Genomic DNA, 16,781 nt, shown 5'->3' with positions numbered 1-16,781 from the left:
TTTCGGCCGTCGATACATGCGCGGACATTGAGCGCAGATCGCCTTTCCACCAACACATTCCGTGCCCGAGAACACGGCCGGTCGTACTGACCGGACACGTCGATCGAGCTCGAGGCGTCCCGATCGGCGGTCAACTGGATGGGGGTGAGTGTGTTTCGGCCAGGACTTTCGCGAGTTGGCTGATGCGTGTGCGGGCTGCGTCTGGGGCGAGGACCTCGATGTGGTCGCCGAATTGCAGCAGTTGACGCACCGACTCGATGTCGGGGTAGCCGACGACGACGATGCATGTTCCGTTCTCCGGATCGGATACATCGTGGATGCGTGTCCCGAGGATGCGCCGCGCCAAGTCGAGGCCGTGTTCCGGCAGGCGAAAGGTCACGCTCACATGACCTCGACCCTCGGTGCGGTCCTTCAACGCGGCCCATGTGGTGCGGAGGGTTTCTCCGGGTCGGAGAGAGACTGGCGCGTCGAGTTGTTCGAAAGCCGCGAGTCGGTCCAGAGAGAACAGTCGTCCATCTCCTCGGTGGTCGGCGACGAGGTACCAGCGGCCGGACTTCGCCACGATCCCGTACGGGTCGACCACACGTGTCGAGGCCTCACTCTCGGCGCTCCGCCGGTATCGGATTCGCAATCGGCGTCGGTCCTGCAGGGCCGATGCCAGATCGGCGACGTCGACCGCTGCTTCTGAATCGGCAAACCACGGGGTGCTGTCCACCAGCACGAGGTCCGCCAGTCGCAATGGGCTCGTGCCCGTGGATGTCGCGGCCTGGCGGGCGGCGATCTTGCGTGCTGCCGACTCCCACATCGCCGACAAGCCCATGCGCTCACGTTGCGTGCTGTCCAGACCCGCCAGAGAAAGGGCTTCCAACTCCGGTGGTTCCAGGTGGGACGCGTTGAGCCGCGCACCGGGGAGCAGGACGATTCCACCGCTGCGGCCACGTTCGGCGTACACAGGCACTCCTGCTGCCGAGAGCGCCTCGACGTCCCGCAGCACGGTCCGCCGCGATACTTCCAGACGCGCGGCCAGCTCCGTGGTGGTGATGCGTTGGCGGGTCTGCAGCAACAGCAAGAGGTGCAGCAATCGGGCGGCCTTCATGCGTCCGATCTTCGCAGAAAAGGTGACAGGTTCTGTCGTGATAGGCCGGTCCACTGTGGCGGTACCGAGAATTCACCGAGTCGAGGAGCTCCTGTGCCCGCACCGAACCTGTTCCTGATCGGCGTCCGCGACGCCGAGACCGCTACCAGCTTCTACAGCGACCTGTTCGAGATCGAACCGACCTTCATCAGTCCCCACTATGTCGCTTTCCAGGTAGCCCCCGGCGTCTTGTTCGCGCTGTGGACCGGCTACAGCGAGCACCTGGCCCCGGACACTCCACGCACGACCGAGGTCGGACTGATGGTCCCCGGGTCGGCGTCTGCCGTCGACGAGGTCTTCGCGAACTGGGTCTCGAAGGGAGTCCGTGTCGTCGACGAGCCGTACGACGCGGTCTTCGGCCGCACATTTGTGGTCAGCGACCCCGACGGCAACCTCATCAGGGTCTCGCCGATCGACTGATCTACCGAACGACGACCACCTTGCCGATGGTGCCGCCACTTTCCACCCGCCGGTGCGCGTCCTGCAGGGTGTCCACGTCGAACGGTGACAGAGTCGTGGTGCGGGTGCTCCGCAGAGTTCCGTCGTCGATGAGTCGCGAGACCTCGTCGAGGATGGTGTGCTGAGAAGTGCTCTTCGGCAACGACAACGGCACCGTGAACATCAGTTCCCAGTGCCAGGTCTGGCTCTTGGCCTTCAGCGGCATCAGGTCCAGGCCGACCGGATCGTCGATCGCCACGACCTGACCGTGCACTGCCATCACCGCGGCGTAGGCGTCGACATTGCCCTCGGAGAACGGGGAGAACACGTACTCGACGCCGTCCGGCGCCAGGGCACCGACCTCGTCCACGAGGCAGTGCCGATCCACCACGTGATGGGCGCCCATCTCCGTTGCCCAGTCGCGGGATTCGCCGCGCGATGCCGCGGCAACGACGGTGAGCGAGGTCAGTGCCCGGGCGAGCTGGATGATCATCGACCCGGTACCGCCGGCGGCCCCCATCACGAGAAGTGTTCCGGTGCTGTCTTTCCCGAGTCCGAGCCGCACGAACAGCGATTCCCAGGCGGTGATGGCGGTCAGCGGCACGGCCGCGGCGTCCGCGGCGGACAGTGACGACGGCGCATGGCCGACGATCCGCTCGTCGACGAGTTGGTACTGGGCGTTGCTGCCGTCCCGAGCTATGGATCCCGCATAGAAGACTCGATCGCCGGGCTCGAAGATTCGGGCGTCGGAACCCACCGCGACGACCTCACCGACGGCGTCGAAACCGAGGACCTTCGGGCCGTCGGACGGATCGAAGGACGAGCGAACCTTCGTGTCCACCGGATTGACGGACACCGCGTCGACACGTACGAGAACGTCGAATCCGGCGGGCGACGGAGTCTCTCGCTCGATCTGCACGAACGGCGAGTCGGGTTCGACGGAGACGATGGCGGAGTGAGTCGCGGGAATGCTCATACCTCGACGGTAGTCCCCCGGAACGACACGAGGGAGGCAAGCTTCCCGAGCGGGAAACCGGCCTCCCTCGTGTGAGAGAAGAAAGAGTGACTACTTCTTCTCGAGGATCTCGCGCGCGAGGGCAGCGGTCTCGGACGGCGTCTTGCCGACCTTCACGCCGGCCGCCTCGAGAGCGTCCTTCTTGGCCTGAGCCGTTCCCAGCGAGCCGGAGACGATGGCGCCGGCGTGGCCCATGGTCTTGCCCTCGGGAGCGGTGAAGCCGGCGACGTAACCGACGACGGGCTTGGTGACGTGCGCCTTGATGTAGTCGGCTGCACGCTCCTCGGCGTCGCCACCGATCTCGCCGATCATGACGATGATCTCGGTGTCGGGATCGTTCTCGAACGCCTCGATGGCGTCGATGTGCGTGGTGCCGATGACCGGGTCGCCGCCGATGCCGATGGCGGTGGAGAAGCCGAAGTCACGGAGCTCGAACATCATCTGGTAGGTCAGGGTGCCCGACTTCGAGACGAGGCCGATGGGGCCCTTGCCGGCGATGTTGGCGGGCGTGATGCCGACCAGTGCCTCGCCGGGGGTGATGATGCCGGGGCAGTTCGGCCCGATGATGCGGGTCTTCTTGCCCTTCTCGACGTTGTAGGCCCACGCGTACGCACTGTCCTGCACCGGGATTCCCTCGGTGATGACGACGAGCAGCGGGATCTCCGCGTCGATGGCCTCGACGATGGCGTCCTTGGAGAATGCCGGCGGCACGAACGCGATGGACACGTCGGCTCCGGTCTTCTCCATGGCCTCGGCAACGCTGGCGAACACGGGCAGCTCGACGTCGGAACCGTCGGCTGCGGTGTGCTTGACCGTGGTCCCGGCCTTGCGAGCGTTGACGCCGCCGACGACCTGCGTGCCGGCCTTGAGCATCAGGGCGGTGTGCTTCGTGCCCTCGCCGCCGGTGATGCCCTGGACGATGACCTTGTTGTTCTTGTTCAGGAAAATAGACATAGTTTCGGTGCCCTCTACTTCGCAGCCAGCTCGGCGGCCTTGTCGGCGCCTTCGTCCATGGTCTCGGCCAGTGTCACCAACGGGTGCGCAGCATCGGCGAGAATCTTCCGGCCTTCTTCGACCTTGTTGCCGTCCAGGCGGACGACCAGCGGCTTGGAGGCGGTGTCGCCCAGCGTCTTCAGAGCGCCGACGATGCCGTTGGCGACCGCGTCGCACGAGGTGATGCCGCCGAAGACGTTGACGAACACGCTCTTGACCTGCGAGTCGCCGAGGATGACGTCGAGGCCTGCGGCCATGACCTCTGCCGAGGCGCCGCCGCCGATGTCGAGGAAGTTGGCGGGCTTGACGCCACCGTGCGCCTCACCGGCGTACGCGACGACGTCGAGGGTCGACATGACCAGTCCGGCACCGTTTCCGATGATGCCGACCTGTCCGTCGAGCTTGACGTAGTTGAGGTCGTTCTCCTTGGCCTTCGCCTCGAGTGGGTCCGCCGCGTCGGCGTCCTCGAACTCGGCGTGGCCCTTCTGGCGGAAGTCCGCGTTGGCGTCCAGGGTGACCTTGCCGTCGAGGGCGAGGATCTGGTCGTCCGGCGTGCGCACGAGGGGGTTGACCTCGACGAGCAGCGCGTCTTCCTTGATGAAGACGTCCCACAGCTTCTGGATCGTGTTGGCCGCGGCGTCGAGCACCTCGGCGGGAAGCTTGCCGGCCTCGGCGATCTCACGCGCGAAGGCGAGGTCGACACCCTTGACGGCGTCGACGGGGATGCGGGCGAGCGCGTCCGGGTTCTCCTCGGCGGTGACCTCGATCTCGACACCACCCTCGACGGAACACATCGCGAGGTACGTGCGGTTCGTGCGGTCGAGCAGGAAGGAGATGTAGTACTCCTCCGCGATGTCGCTGGCCTCGGCGACGAGGAGCTTCTTGACGACGTGGCCCTTGATGTCGAGTCCGAGGATCGCTTCCGCGTTCGCCTCGGCCTCGGCGACGTCCTTGGAGTACTTCACGCCGCCGGCCTTGCCGCGGCCGCCGACCTTCACCTGGGCCTTGACCATGACAGGCTTGCCGATTTCTTCGGCGATCTGTCGTGCACCGGCGACCGTGTCGGTGACACGACCTGCCGACGTCGGAACCTCGTGCTTGGCGAAGAGTTCCTTCGCCTGGTATTCGAAGAGATCCATCAGCTCACCATCTCGTCTGCGTTGACGCCCGCTCGAGGGGTAGGAGCGGGTCCGACTTGCGACTGTAACTTTCCACCGAGAGGCCTGATCGACAGCCCGTCGAACTTGTGGTTCAGATCACCGACCTGCGCCGACATCTACTCGCCAGTACGAAAAAATCCCGCCGCCACCAGCGCCGATGCCGCAGCGCCGACAGCGGTCACGAAGGCCCCCGACGACGCCGTCACGTCGGGGCCCGCGCCGCCGAGGATCGGGCTCAGCGCGACACCCGCCAGAGCCACCGCGGAACCGATCTGGAGCGCCGCGGCGCGCGACGCCCGAGCGCGGGCCGCGACGGCGGCGCCGATCAGGACGGCGGCCACGAGTACCAGCCGCCCCCACACGTCCCACCCCCACGGCAGCGCCCCGATCCAGCCGCCGGTCTCCCCAACCACGTCGTACTGCGGCAGGAGCAGCCCCAGTGCGGCGACCCCGGCCGCGACGGCCAGCGCGGCTGCGAGGGGGCGCGAGGCCCCGTCCAGATCGCTGGTGTCGACGCCGTCCCGCTCCGAGGCGCCCGCCGCGGCGACGAGCGCGAGCGTGAGCAGACCGAGCAGCGTGCCGACGACCAGCAGCCAGCCGCCCGCACCGACGGACACGCCGTCGATACCGACGCCCAGCACGAGCGCCTGCAGCACCGCGGCCGCGAGCGCCAGATGGCCCGTGACGATCAGCGGCACCGCAGGCCGCACCGCGGCGGCGAACTCCGAGAAGAGCAACAGCACGCCGCCGACGACGGTCACGACGGCGTACGCGGCCACCGCCCGATCCCCCACCACCGTCGGGACGGAGCCGGTCGAGACGTCGAGAAGCGGCAGGACGGCGCCGACACCGAGAGCGATGCCCGTCAGGACCGTCACCGCTCCCGCGACGACGTGCCGCCGCGTCGAGTTCGAGGGAGCGGCGGACCGTGCGAGCCGGGGCACGGAGGTCGTGGGTCCGGAGGTCGCGCGCGCCGTCGCCACCGTGGCCACGCCGAGGACGAGGAGCCCGCCGACTCCGACGACCGTGCCCGCGCCGAGGTCGATGCGGTCGCCCGCCCCCAGCGCGGCAGCCAGGCGGACGCCGACGACGGTCGCCGACGCCGCGACCACACCGGTCAGTGCGCCGACCGCCGCGGACCTGCTGGTCGACGAGAACGCGTAGGCCACACCCACCAGCACCGCGACCGCGGACAGTCCACCGCCGAGAGCCGACGCGACGGGTCCGGCGACCGGAGCGGGAGCGAGGACGACGGCATCGGTGCTCACGTACGCGGGCAGGAGGAACGAGGCGGCGAGAGCGAGAGCGCCCGCGACCCCCGCGGCGACCACGACCGATGCCGATCGACGAGCGACGGGATCCTCGTCGACGTCGTCCCACTCGACCGTCCGCGCCAGCGCGAGTGCCGCCAGCGCCCCGGCGACGACGACGAGCGCGTGCCCGAGCGTCACCACCACGGCTCCGGGGCCCGCCTCCAGCGCGCCGGCCGAGATCGGACGGAACAGCTCCAGCCGGTCGGCGTCGATCGCTCCGACGAACAACTGGAGATCGGCCACGATCGATCCCAGTGCGACGGCGCCCAACGTCGCGAGCACGGGGAAGACGATCGGCCGGGTCGCGCGCACCAGGAGCAGCAGGGCGATCGCCGCCCAGAGCGCCGACGAGACGGCGGCCGCGCCCCGCACCGGGGGACCCACGTCGGCGCCGCCGACGACGGGAACGTACGGAGCGGCCGCCACCGCCAGCGCTCCGACGACTCCGAGAGCGCGGGCACCGAGCCGGACGGGGTCGGACGCGGAACCTGAGGTACGACGGCCCGCGGATGTCGGCTGTGTCACGATGACGAACGGTATCCGGTCCTCGTGTCCGTCGATCGTGATGCCGCTCGCCTCGATCACAGGAAGATCACCGATGTGCCTGATCGGCGTCGGGACTCGTCCTCGAGTAAACCCAGGACACCTTGTGAGCCACCTCACATATGTGACCCGAGAAGCCGTTTGGCTTGCGCCCGCCGCGACCATTTCGTTACCGTCCACGAGGTTCCACATCACGGGTAGGTCACGAATCAGGAGGACGGCAGGTCTTGCAGCACCACCGAACTCCGTTCACACGCTCACGCTTCGTCTCGGACGCCACCGACGACAGTCGGTTCGATTCCCAGCAGTACGAGGCCCAGCAGTTCGAGCACGAAACCACCGTGTTCACGCCGGCGGACGGTCATTTGACCGACACCGGCCCCCTCGAAGCCCTCTCGACCGATGCAGCATCGTCCCCCTGGGACCGTGCGCACGAGTCCAGCGACTACGTGGCGTCCGCGCCCGCGTACACCCCGGCACCCCTCGGCGATGCGCTCACGCGCCGCCGCCGCTCGGTACCGGCGACGTCCTTCCTCGTCACCGCTCCGGCCGGAGCAGCACCGTCGGTGACCTCGGCTGCCATCGCGGACGAGATCGCCGTCAAGCGCAGCGGCGCCCACCGCATCCCCGCTCCGCCGTCCGCCCTCAAGGGACGCGTCGCTGTCGTCGCCGTGGCCGCAGGTGCGGTCGTCGCTGCCGGCCAGGCCGCGATCGACAACGCACAGCCCGCCGAGCGCACCGAGACCTCCGAGTACGCGCTGGCCGCGGGTCAGGCCCCGGCAGCTGCCGCGTCCGCAGGAATCGTCGACAGCTCCACCGCTGCCGGCATCGTCGCGGACCAGCCGGCCGCGCACGTCGACTCGGTGCCCACCGCCACGTCGACAGGAGCGCCCGTCACGGCCCCCTCCACGTCCGCGGCACCGCAGATCCTCAACATCGCCGCACCGGTCGACCTGGGCCAGTTCTCGGAGCTCCTGGCGAAGGGCCAGCGCTTCAGCGAGGAGCGCGAGGCTCGCGAGGCCGCTGCACGGCGTCCCCTCTTCGCACTGCCTGCGCTCGGCACCTACACCTCCGGCTTCGGCTCGCGGTGGGGCACGCTGCACGCCGGCGTGGACATCGCCAACGCCATCGGCACGCCGGTGTACGCCGTGGCCGACGGCACCGTCATCGACTCGGGCCCCGCGGCCGGCTTCGGACTGTGGGTCCGGTTGCAGCACGCCGACGGCACCATCACCGTGTACGGCCACATCGATTCGTCCGAGGTCCAGGTGGGCCAGACGGTCATGGCCGGCGACGAGATCGCCAAGATGGGCAACCGCGGCCAGTCCACCGGCCCGCACCTCCACTTCGAGGTCCACCTCACGGGGGACAACAAGATCGACCCGCTCCCCTGGTTGGCGTCCCGCGGTATCGCTCTCGGCCCCGAGCGCGACTGACTTCCCACAACTCCACACACGTCGAAGGTCCGGCGCCACCGTCATGGACGGTGGCGCCGGACCATTCTTCCGTGCCCTCTCACAGCTTGGTCATCGGCACTCCGCCGATGAGCATCATCTTCACGCGACCGGACGTGCCGAAGTCGATCAACACCATCGCACGCTGACCTGATCCCTCGGACTCGACGACGGTCCCGAGACCGTACTTGTCGTGGCTCACGCGATCACCCACGGCGAGCGTCAGGGTGTTGTTGGACCGGGCCTTGCCGAAGCTGGGTGTCGGGGTGGCCGACGGCGACGACCCACCGGACCATCCACCACGGGGATTCGACGTCCAGTCGCGCTGGCGCCCCGAGCCACCACTGGAACCGAACCCGCTGCCGACGCCGGGATCCTCCCGTTTCCAGTCGATGAGATGCTGCGGAACCTCTTGCAGAAAACGCGATTCGGGGTTGTTGATGGGCTGCCCCCACGCCGAGCGCATGATCGCGCGAGTGAGGTAGAGCCGGTGCCGAGCACGCGTGATGCCCACGTAGGCGAGTCGACGCTCCTCGGACAACTCCGCAGGATCACCGAGCGCTCGCATGTGCGGGAACTGGCCGTCCTCCCACCCGGTGACGAACACGACCGGGAACTCGAGCCCCTTGGCCGTGTGCAGCGTCATGAGCGTGACGACGCCGTCGCCGTTGTCCGGGATCTGGTCGGTGTCGGCCACCAGCGAGACCCGCTCGAGGAAGGCGGCGAGCGAACCCGGCTCGGCCACACCGTCGGTGTCCTCGGGTTCTGCGGACGCGACGTCGAGGTCCGCGTTGATGTCGACCCCCACCTCGAGATCCTCGATGCCCTGAAGGTTGCGTGCGTCGGCACTGAACTCGCGGGCCACGCTGACCAGTTCGTTGAGGTTGTCGAGGCGAGCGCCGTCCTGGGGATCCGAGCTGGCCTCGAGTTCGGCGCGATACCGCGTGCGGTCGAGCACCGCCTCGACGATGTCGCCGATGTCCGCGACGTCGTTTCCGTCGGCATCGGTGGCGTTCATGGTGGCCCGCAGCTCGCCGATCATCTCCATGAACGACGCGATGGCGTTCTGCGCGCGAGTGTTGAGCAGCGCCACGGAGCCGGCCGCGGCATCGAGGAGCGCGGCGTTGAAGCTGATGTTCTTCCGCTCGGCGTGCACGGCGACACAGGCCTCGGCACGATCGCCGATGCCGCGGCGCGGGGTGTTGAGGATGCGCCGCATGCTCACCGTGTCGTCCGGATTGGCCAGCACGCGGAGGTACGCGACCACGTCGCGTACCTCCTTGCGCTCGTAGAAGCGCACACCGCCCACCACCTTGTAGGGCAGACCGAGGCGGATGAAGATCTCCTCGAGCGCGCGCGAGGAGTTGTTGGTCCGGTAGAACACCGCGACGTCGGAGTACTTGTAGTCGGTGCCGTCGACCAGCCGATCGATCTCCGACGCCACGAACTTGGCCTCGTCGTGCTCGTTGTCCGCCACGTAGCCGATGATCGGATCGCCGTCGCCGGTGTCCGTCCACAGCCGCTTGTCACGGCGGTTGGTGTTGCGCGCGATGACGGCGTTGGCGGCCGCCAGGATGGTCTGGGTGGACCGGTAGTTCTGCTCGAGCAGGATGGTCCGCGCATCCGGATAGTCGCGCTCGAACTCCTCGATGTTGCGGATGGTCGCGCCGCGGAACGCGTAGATCGACTGGTCCGCGTCACCCACCACGCACAGTTCGCTCGGGGGAACTGCCGCGACCTCGCCCTCCGCCGTCGATCCGGTGCCCACCAACTCGCGCACCAGCATGTACTGCGCGTGGTTGGTGTCCTGGTACTCGTCGACGAGGACGTGGCGGAAGCGGCGCCGGTAGTACTCGGCGACGTCCGGATGGCTCTGCAGCAGTGCCACCGTCTCGCCGATGAGATCGTCGAAGTCGAACGCGTTGGCCGCCCGCAGACGCTGCTGGTAGTGGCCGTAGACCTTCGCGATGACGGCCGGCAGCTCGGCCGGCTCCTTCTCCGCGTCGGCGACGGCCTGGTCCGGATCGATCAGCTCGTTCTTCAGATTGGAGATCTGCGTCGCCAGCAGACGCGACGAGAACTTCTTCGGATCGAGCTGCAGATCCTTGCCGATCATCGTGAGGAGCCGACGCGAGTCGTCCGCGTCGTAGATGGAGAAGTTCGAGTTGAGGCCGGGAAGCAGCGCCGCCTGGCTCCGGAGGATCCGCACGCAGCTCGAGTGGAACGTGCTCACCCACATGAAGTTGGCCCGCGGCCCGACCAACTGGACGACGCGTTCCCGCATCTCCGCCGCGGCCTTGTTGGTGAACGTGATCGCGAGGACCTGGCCGGGTGTGACATCTCTCTCCGCCAGGAGATACGCGATGCGACGGGTCAGCACCGCGGTCTTGCCCGAACCGGCGCCCGCCACGATGAGCAACGGTCCCCCCGAGTGCATCACTGCCTCGCGCTGCTGGGGATTGAGGCCCTCGAGGAGCTGGTCCGAGGACCTGGTGGCACGTGCGGGTGACTGTGTGTTCATCGTCCGTCCAGATTACCGGCGGTCACCGACACCGACACCATCACTCGGGCCGTGGGCGCCGAATCCCTGTCGTGACGCACGCACGCGGACGTCGGATCCGAACGAGACCGTTCGGCTCCTTCTTTACGCCGAGTGCGGGCCGGGCATACTCTTGCTCGGGCCCGGACTCGCGGACGGCACAGCGCCGACCGCATCCGACCCCCTGACCAGGTATTTCGTGGCGTCCTCGAGAATTCTTGGAATCTACGTAACAGAACGTGAGAGCAGAGCGACACACGTTCTGACACGAGGAGTTGATATGAGCACAGCGATTCACACCACCGCAGCATCGGCATCGTCCGAGTCGAACGATCACGCCGACGACGCGAACCTGCCGACGTCCGAAGCCGAGATCGACGAGCTCCGCAAGGAGATCGACCGCCTCGATGCCGAGATCCTCGCCGCCGTGAAGCGCCGCTCCGAGGTCTCCCGCACCATCGGTCAGACGCGGATGGCACAGGGCGGACCCCGCCTCGTCCACAGCCGCGAGATGAAGGTCCTCCAGCGCTTCAGCGACCTCGGCCAGGAGGGTCACACGCTGGCCATGCTCCTGCTCCGCCTGGGCCGCGGCCGCCTCGGACACTGAGTCCACCGCTCGTAGAGCTCGACCGGGAACCGCCCAGACGACGGGCGGTTCCCGTGCCTCACCGCATCACTGCAGGGCGATGTACTTGGTCTCGAGGTACTCCTCGATCCCCTCGCTTCCGCCCTCGCGACCGAATCCCGACGCCTTGATCCCACCGAACGGTGCGGCCGCGTCGGAGATCACCCCGCGATTGACACCCACCATGCCGGTCTCCACGGCCTCCGCCACGCGCAGCGCCCGGTCCAGATCCCGCGTGAAGATGTACGCGGCCAGGCCGAACTCGGTGTCGTTCGCCGCAGCGATGCCGTCCTCCTCGGTCTCGAAGCCGCGCACCGCGAGCACCGGTCCGAAGACCTCCTCGCTCAGAATTCGGGCGTCGCCGGGTACGTCGGTCAGCACGGTGGCGGGGTAGAACCAGCCCGGCCCGTCCTCCGCAGTGCCGCCGAGTGCGACGGTCGCGCCCTTGGACGCCGCGTCGTCGACGAGTTCGGCCACCGTGTCACGCTGCTCCTCGTTGATCAGCGGTCCGAGCTTCGTGTCCGGATCACTGCCCCGCCCGACAGTCATGGCGCGCATCTTCTCGGTCACCTTGGCGACGAACTCGTCCTTGACCGAGTTCTGCACGTGGAACCGATTGGCGGCCGTGCAGGCCTCGCCGCCGTTGCGCATCTTGGCGAGCATCGCGCCCTCGACGGCGGCGTCGATGTCCGCGTCGTCGAACACGACGAAGGGCGCATTGCCGCCCAGCTCCATCGACGTCCGCAGCAGATTCTTCGACGACTTCTCCACGAGCATTCGCCCCACCTCGGTGGAGCCAGTGAAGGTCAACTTGCGCAGTCGAGGATCGTCGATCAGCGGCCCGGTGACAGCGCTGGACTTCGACGTCGGCAGTACCGACAGCACGCCCTCGGGCAGCCCGGCCTCGGAGATGAGCTTCGCCAGGTAGAGCATCGTCAGCGGAGTCTCCGAGGCGGGCTTCACCAGGATCGTGCATCCCGCCGCGAGTGCGGGCCCGATCTTGCGGGTGCCCATCGCCAGCGGGAAGTTCCACGGCGTGATCGCCAGCACCGGGCCGACGGGCTGCTTGGTCACCAGAATCCGGCCGTTGCCCGCGGGCGCCGGCGTGTACCGCCCCGCGATGCGGACCGCCTCCTCGGAGAACCAGCGGAAGAACTCTCCGCCGTACTTCACCTCGGCCTGACTCTCGGCAAAGGCCTTGCCCATCTCCAGCGTCATGAGCAGTGCGATGTCGTCGGCGTGCTCGGTGATCGACTCGAAGACCGCCCGCAGGATCTCGCCGCGCTGTCGCGCCGGGGTGGCGGCCCAGGACTTCTGCACCGCGACGGCCTCGTCGAGCGCGCGTGCGGCGTCGGCGGGACTCGCGTCCGAGACCTCGGTGAGCACCTCCCCGGTCGAGGGATCCCGAACCGGGAACGTGGCACCGTTCTCCGCGTCGACCTGCTTGCCTCCGATCCACAACTTCGTGGGGACGGACGCGATCAGGTCCTTCTCCCGGGTCGTCGCTGCGCTGCTCGTTCCTTCGCTCACGTCTCTCGCACTCCTCGTCGCTGCTCGCCGGGTCGCCCGGTGGTACCGACTGTCTACCCCGTGGGGCGGGACTCGTCACGCACTCCCGCACGGCGATCGCATGTCAGCGGGCAGGCCGGAGGCCGGTCGGCATGTCCCAGCGGCTCGGGTGCCCAGCGATTAGGGTCAGGGCTCATGAGCGCCGACATCACGAGCACCGAAGCCTGGACCGAGCTCGTCTCGCATCACGAGGCCGTGGCCGATCGCCACCTCCGTGACTTCTTCGCCGACGATCCGTCGCGTGGGAGCGAGCTGACCGTCACCGCGGGCGACCTGTACATCGACTACAGCAAGCACCGGGTCGAGCGGCAGACGCTCGAACTGCTGCTCGACCTCGCACGCGCAGCGGACGTCACCGGGCGTCGGGACGCCATGTTCGCGGGCGAGCACATCAACACCTCCGAGAACCGGGCCGTGCTGCACACCGCGCTGCGTCTGCCGTCGGACGCGTCACTCGAGGTCGACGGCCAGGACGTGGTGGCCGACGTGCACGAGGTCCTCACGCGGATGGGCGATTTCAGCGATCGAGTGCGATCCGGCGCGTGGACCGGCGCCACCGGTGAGCGGATCCGCACCGTCGTCAACATCGGGATCGGCGGCTCCGACCTGGGTCCGGTGATGGTCTACCAGGCTCTGCGGCACTACGCCGACGCGGGCATCTCGGCGCGCTTCGTCTCGAACGTCGACCCGGCCGACCTCGTCGGCACCCTCGCCGACCTGGACCCGGCGTCGACGCTGTTCATCGTCGCCTCCAAGACCTTCGGCACACTCGAGACGCTGACCAACGCCACGGCCGCCCGGCGATGGCTCACGGCCGCACTCGGTGACGACGCCGTCGCCCAGCACTTCGTCGCGGTGTCCACCAATGCGGAGAAGGTGTCGAACTTCGGCATCGACACCGCGAACATGTTCGGCTTCTGGGACTGGGTCGGCGGCCGCTACTCGGTCGATTCCGCCATCGGTCTGTCGGTGATGCTCGCCGTCGGCCGCGAGGCGTTCGCGGACTTCCTCGAGGGCTTCCACCTGATCGACCAGCACTTCCGCGAGGCGCCGCTCGAATCCAACGCGCCGATCCTGCTGGGCACGCTGGGCGTCTGGTACTCCAGCTTCTTCGGCGCGCAGTCCCGGGCGGTGCTGCCGTACTCGAACGATCTGAACCGGTTCGCCGCCTACCTGCAGCAGCTCACCATGGAGTCGAACGGCAAGTCGGTGAGGGCCGACGGAACGCCCGTCACGACGGACACCGGCGAGATCTTCTGGGGCGAGCCCGGAACCAACGGCCAGCACGCCTTCTACCAATTGCTGCACCAGGGAACACGACTCGTGCCGGCGGACTTCATCGGCTTCGCCGAGCCGACGGACGATCTTCCCACCGCGGACGGCACGGGCAGCATGCACGACCTGCTCATGAGCAACTACTTCGCCCAGACCAAGGTGTTGGCCTTCGGCAAGACGGCGGAGGAGATCGCCGCCGAGGGCACGGACGCGGACATCGTGCCGCACAAGGTGATGCCGGGCAACCGCCCGTCGACGTCGATCCTCGCGCCGAAACTCACGCCTTCGGTGGTGGGTCAGCTCATCGCCCTCTACGAACATCAGGTCTTCGTCGAGGGCGTCATCTTCGGCATCGACTCGTTCGACCAGTGGGGAGTCGAGCTGGGCAAGACCCAGGCGCAGGAGCTGACGCCGGTGCTGACCGATGCGGACGGCCCGGGCGCGGACCTCGATTCGTCGACGAGTGCGCTGATCGACTGGTACCGCAGCGAACGCGGACGCTGACGTACAGCGAGACCGCGCCGGTCCGTCGGGTCGGGGGTCTGACGGACCGGCACGGTCTCACACACCATGTCGCCGCCACCCGTCCGGGCGTTACACATCGGGCGAACTTTCTTCGGCGGCCTCGTGAACAACCACAACCTGGCGTGGCAGCGGTACGGTCGAACCATGAACGTGCGGATCGAACGCCGAGGTCCGGTGGTCACGGTGATCCTCCACCGACCTGAGGCACGCAATGCCGTGGACGGTCCGACGGCGGCCGCTCTGGTGGAGGCCTTCGAGGAGTTCGACGCGGATCCGACGGCATCGGTCGCGGTGCTGTGGGGAGACGGCGGAACCTTCTGCGCCGGTGCCGACCTCAAGGCACTGGGCACCGAGCGCTCGAACGTGGCGACCGAGCACGGTGACGGGCCGATGGGGCCCACGCGCATGGAACTGTCCAAGCCCGTCATCGCCGCGGTGTCCGGCCACGCGGTCGCCGGCGGTCTCGAACTCGCGCTGTGGTGCGACCTGCGCGTCGCCGACGAGGACGCCGTGTTCGGTGTGTTCTGTCGGCGCTGGGGTGTGCCGCTGATCGACGGCGGAACGGTGCGATTGCCGCGGGCGATCGGTACGTCGCGGGCGATGGACATGATCCTCACCGGGCGTGCCGTCGACGCGCACGAAGCGCTGACGTTCGGACTCGCCAACCGGGTCGTCCCCACGGGCACCTGCCGCGCTGCCGCGGAGGAACTCGCCGCGTCCCTGGCCGAGTTCCCGCAGGCGTGCCTGCGCGGCGACCGACTGTCGGCGCTCGAGCAGGAGGGCCTGGACCACCGCGCGGCGATGGCGAACGAGTTCCGGCACGGTGCCACCTCGCTCGTCGACGCGTTCGACGGTGCACAGAAGTTCGCGTCCGGCGCCGGGCGACACGGAGCACCGCTCGAGTGACTCGCCTCTCCGTCGTCGACGAGATCTTCCTTCGCACACATCGAGGCTTCGGCATACCCGTTGCGATGCAGGGCCTCTGGGTCACCGAGGAGCCCATCACCCCCGGCGCTCTCGACCTGATCGACGCCCGGCTCGCCGAGGGACGTCTGGGTGTGCGGATCGTCAGCTCGCGTCTGCCCGGCGCGCGTCGGCGCTGGGTCCGGGCCTCGGGGCGCCCCGGCGTCCGGTGGACGGAGCCGACCGACGACCCGGTCCGCTGGGCCGAGTCGGGCGCCGACGTCTCGCTCGACCCCGAGTACGGACCGGGCTGGCGTCTGACCGCGGCGCCCTGCGGGAACGGAACCGCCGTCTCGTTGGTGTGCTCCCACGTCATCGCCGACGCACGCGGACTCATCGACGCAGCAGCGGCGGCGCTGTCCGGCGTCCCGGACCCGATCGCCCCGGACGACGGCACCACCGACACCGCCGATGCACTGGCCACACTGTCGACCGTCGTCGGCCGCACCGCCGTGGCCGTCTCCGCGCTCGCCGTCAGTCCCGCCCGGCGCGCCGAACTGATGCAGTACTTGCAGGCGTCGAGGACCGGAACTCCTGCGCCGGCCCGTCCCGACGCGTGGGAAGCGCTGTCCGTGAGCACCGATGTCGAAGCGACGCAGTGGGATCGGGTCGCCGCCGACGGAGCGGGCACTCCGAACGTGGTGTTCCTGTCCGTCGTCGCGGCCGTCGTCGCGACGTTGAGATGTTCGGGCACGTCCGGCGACACCGACGGGTCCGTCCTGCTCGGCGTCCCGATGAAGGTCGAGGCCGGCGGCGCCAACGCGATCTCGGTGACGGCGGTCCGCATCACGGAATCCGACTCACTGGCCGACATCCGTCGACGCGCGAAGACGGCGTACCGAAGCCCGCTGACCGGTCCCGCGGGCTTTCCCGACGAGTTGCTGCACGTGGTCCCCGAACGCGCCGCCGCGCTCCTCGCGCCGTCGACGGGCCGGCGAGATGCTCTGTGCTCCAACATCGGCCCGCTTCCCGAGGCGGTGCGCACCATCGGCGGCCGCCCCGCGGTGCGCGTCGCCGCGCGGGCGATCCACCCGGGACTCCGACACGAGCAGTCCGCCGCGTCGCCGACCATCCTGTCGGCCTATCTCTGCCGCCACGATCACGCGTACACGCTGTCGGTGGTGGTCACCGATCCTGCGGCGGCGCACTCGGTGGAGCAGGTTCGCGACGCGATCGCGACGGCACTCGGGCATCACCACCTCACACCCGACTTCTGGTGAGTACGGTGAACATC

The 16,781-nt window shown here is 68.4% G+C and carries 13 protein-coding genes; 6 read left to right on the top strand and 7 right to left on the bottom strand.

Features of this window, described 5'->3' with window-relative positions:
• Window positions 1–130: 130 nt before the first annotated feature.
• Complete coding sequence (locus tag QRN16_RS15360) at window positions 131–1,096, bottom strand: helix-turn-helix transcriptional regulator (RefSeq protein ID WP_027504154.1); 966 nt, start codon at window positions 1,094–1,096, stop codon at window positions 131–133.
• A 93-nt stretch (window positions 1,097–1,189) separates the two neighbouring features.
• Here QRN16_RS15360 and QRN16_RS15355 point away from each other — a divergent pair, with 93 nt between their 5' ends.
• A complete protein-coding gene (locus QRN16_RS15355; RefSeq protein WP_056446979.1) occupies window positions 1,190–1,555 on the top strand; it encodes a VOC family protein in 366 nt (121 codons plus the stop codon).
• A gap of 1 nt (window position 1,556) precedes the next feature.
• Here QRN16_RS15355 and QRN16_RS15350 read toward each other — a convergent pair whose 3' ends face one another.
• The 4 genes from QRN16_RS15350 to QRN16_RS15335 form a co-directional block, all read right to left on the bottom strand.
• Window positions 1,557–2,549, bottom strand: coding sequence for a zinc-binding alcohol dehydrogenase family protein (locus QRN16_RS15350; protein WP_285187992.1), 993 nt, complete (start codon window positions 2,547–2,549; stop codon window positions 1,557–1,559).
• Between the two features lie 90 nt (window positions 2,550–2,639).
• The gene (sucD, locus tag QRN16_RS15345) at window positions 2,640–3,542 is read right to left on the bottom strand and encodes a succinate--CoA ligase subunit alpha (protein ID WP_027504157.1); all 903 of its coding nucleotides are present in this window, start codon (window positions 3,540–3,542) and stop codon (window positions 2,640–2,642) included.
• 14 nt (window positions 3,543–3,556) lie between these two features.
• Window positions 3,557–4,720: an ADP-forming succinate--CoA ligase subunit beta gene (gene sucC, locus QRN16_RS15340; protein ID WP_056446972.1), complete on the bottom strand. Its 1,164-nt coding sequence runs from the start codon at window positions 4,718–4,720 to the stop codon at window positions 3,557–3,559.
• A gap of 137 nt (window positions 4,721–4,857) precedes the next feature.
• On the bottom strand, window positions 4,858–6,579 hold the full coding sequence (locus tag QRN16_RS15335) for a hypothetical protein (RefSeq protein WP_285187985.1): 1,722 nt from the start codon (window positions 6,577–6,579) through the stop codon (window positions 4,858–4,860).
• Window positions 6,580–6,824: 245 nt separating this feature from the next.
• Here QRN16_RS15335 and QRN16_RS15330 point away from each other — a divergent pair, with 245 nt between their 5' ends.
• Complete coding sequence (locus QRN16_RS15330; RefSeq protein ID WP_285187983.1) at window positions 6,825–8,033, top strand: M23 family metallopeptidase; 1,209 nt, start codon at window positions 6,825–6,827, stop codon at window positions 8,031–8,033.
• A 79-nt stretch (window positions 8,034–8,112) separates the two neighbouring features.
• On the opposite strand, the gene QRN16_RS15325 is transcribed toward QRN16_RS15330, so the two are convergent.
• On the bottom strand, window positions 8,113–10,572 hold the full coding sequence (locus QRN16_RS15325; protein ID WP_027504160.1) for a UvrD-helicase domain-containing protein: 2,460 nt from the start codon (window positions 10,570–10,572) through the stop codon (window positions 8,113–8,115).
• Window positions 10,573–10,870: 298 nt separating this feature from the next.
• Here QRN16_RS15325 and QRN16_RS15320 point away from each other — a divergent pair, with 298 nt between their 5' ends.
• Window positions 10,871–11,197, top strand: coding sequence for a chorismate mutase (locus QRN16_RS15320; protein WP_027504161.1), 327 nt, complete (start codon window positions 10,871–10,873; stop codon window positions 11,195–11,197).
• Between the two features lie 66 nt (window positions 11,198–11,263).
• Here QRN16_RS15320 and QRN16_RS15315 read toward each other — a convergent pair whose 3' ends face one another.
• Window positions 11,264–12,745 (bottom strand): NAD-dependent succinate-semialdehyde dehydrogenase, encoded by a 1,482-nt coding sequence (locus tag QRN16_RS15315; protein ID WP_222647891.1) that lies wholly within the window; start codon window positions 12,743–12,745, stop codon window positions 11,264–11,266.
• Window positions 12,746–12,919: 174 nt separating this feature from the next.
• Between QRN16_RS15315 and pgi the strand changes: the two genes are divergently transcribed.
• The 3 genes from pgi to QRN16_RS15300 all read left to right on the top strand — a co-directional run bounded on the left by pgi (window position 12,920) and on the right by QRN16_RS15300 (window position 16,767).
• Complete coding sequence (pgi, locus tag QRN16_RS15310; RefSeq protein WP_056446956.1) at window positions 12,920–14,563, top strand: glucose-6-phosphate isomerase; 1,644 nt, start codon at window positions 12,920–12,922, stop codon at window positions 14,561–14,563.
• Window positions 14,564–14,728: 165 nt separating this feature from the next.
• Entirely contained in the window at window positions 14,729–15,490 is a 762-nt protein-coding gene (locus tag QRN16_RS15305; RefSeq protein WP_027504164.1) for a crotonase/enoyl-CoA hydratase family protein, read from the top strand.
• The gene (locus QRN16_RS15300; RefSeq protein ID WP_056446954.1) at window positions 15,487–16,767 is read left to right on the top strand and encodes a hypothetical protein; all 1,281 of its coding nucleotides are present in this window, start codon (window positions 15,487–15,489) and stop codon (window positions 16,765–16,767) included. Before QRN16_RS15305 ends, QRN16_RS15300 begins: the two co-directional genes overlap by 4 nt.
• Window positions 16,768–16,781 lie beyond the last annotated feature (14 nt).

The sequence above is a fragment of the Rhodococcus sp. MEB041 genome, from assembly GCF_030208955.1.
In the GTDB taxonomy this organism is placed as follows: Bacteria; Actinomycetota; Actinomycetes; order Mycobacteriales; family Mycobacteriaceae; genus Rhodococcoides.
The sequence above is the reverse complement of the archived record's forward strand: the minus strand, read 5'-3'. Positions and strand labels throughout refer to the sequence as shown.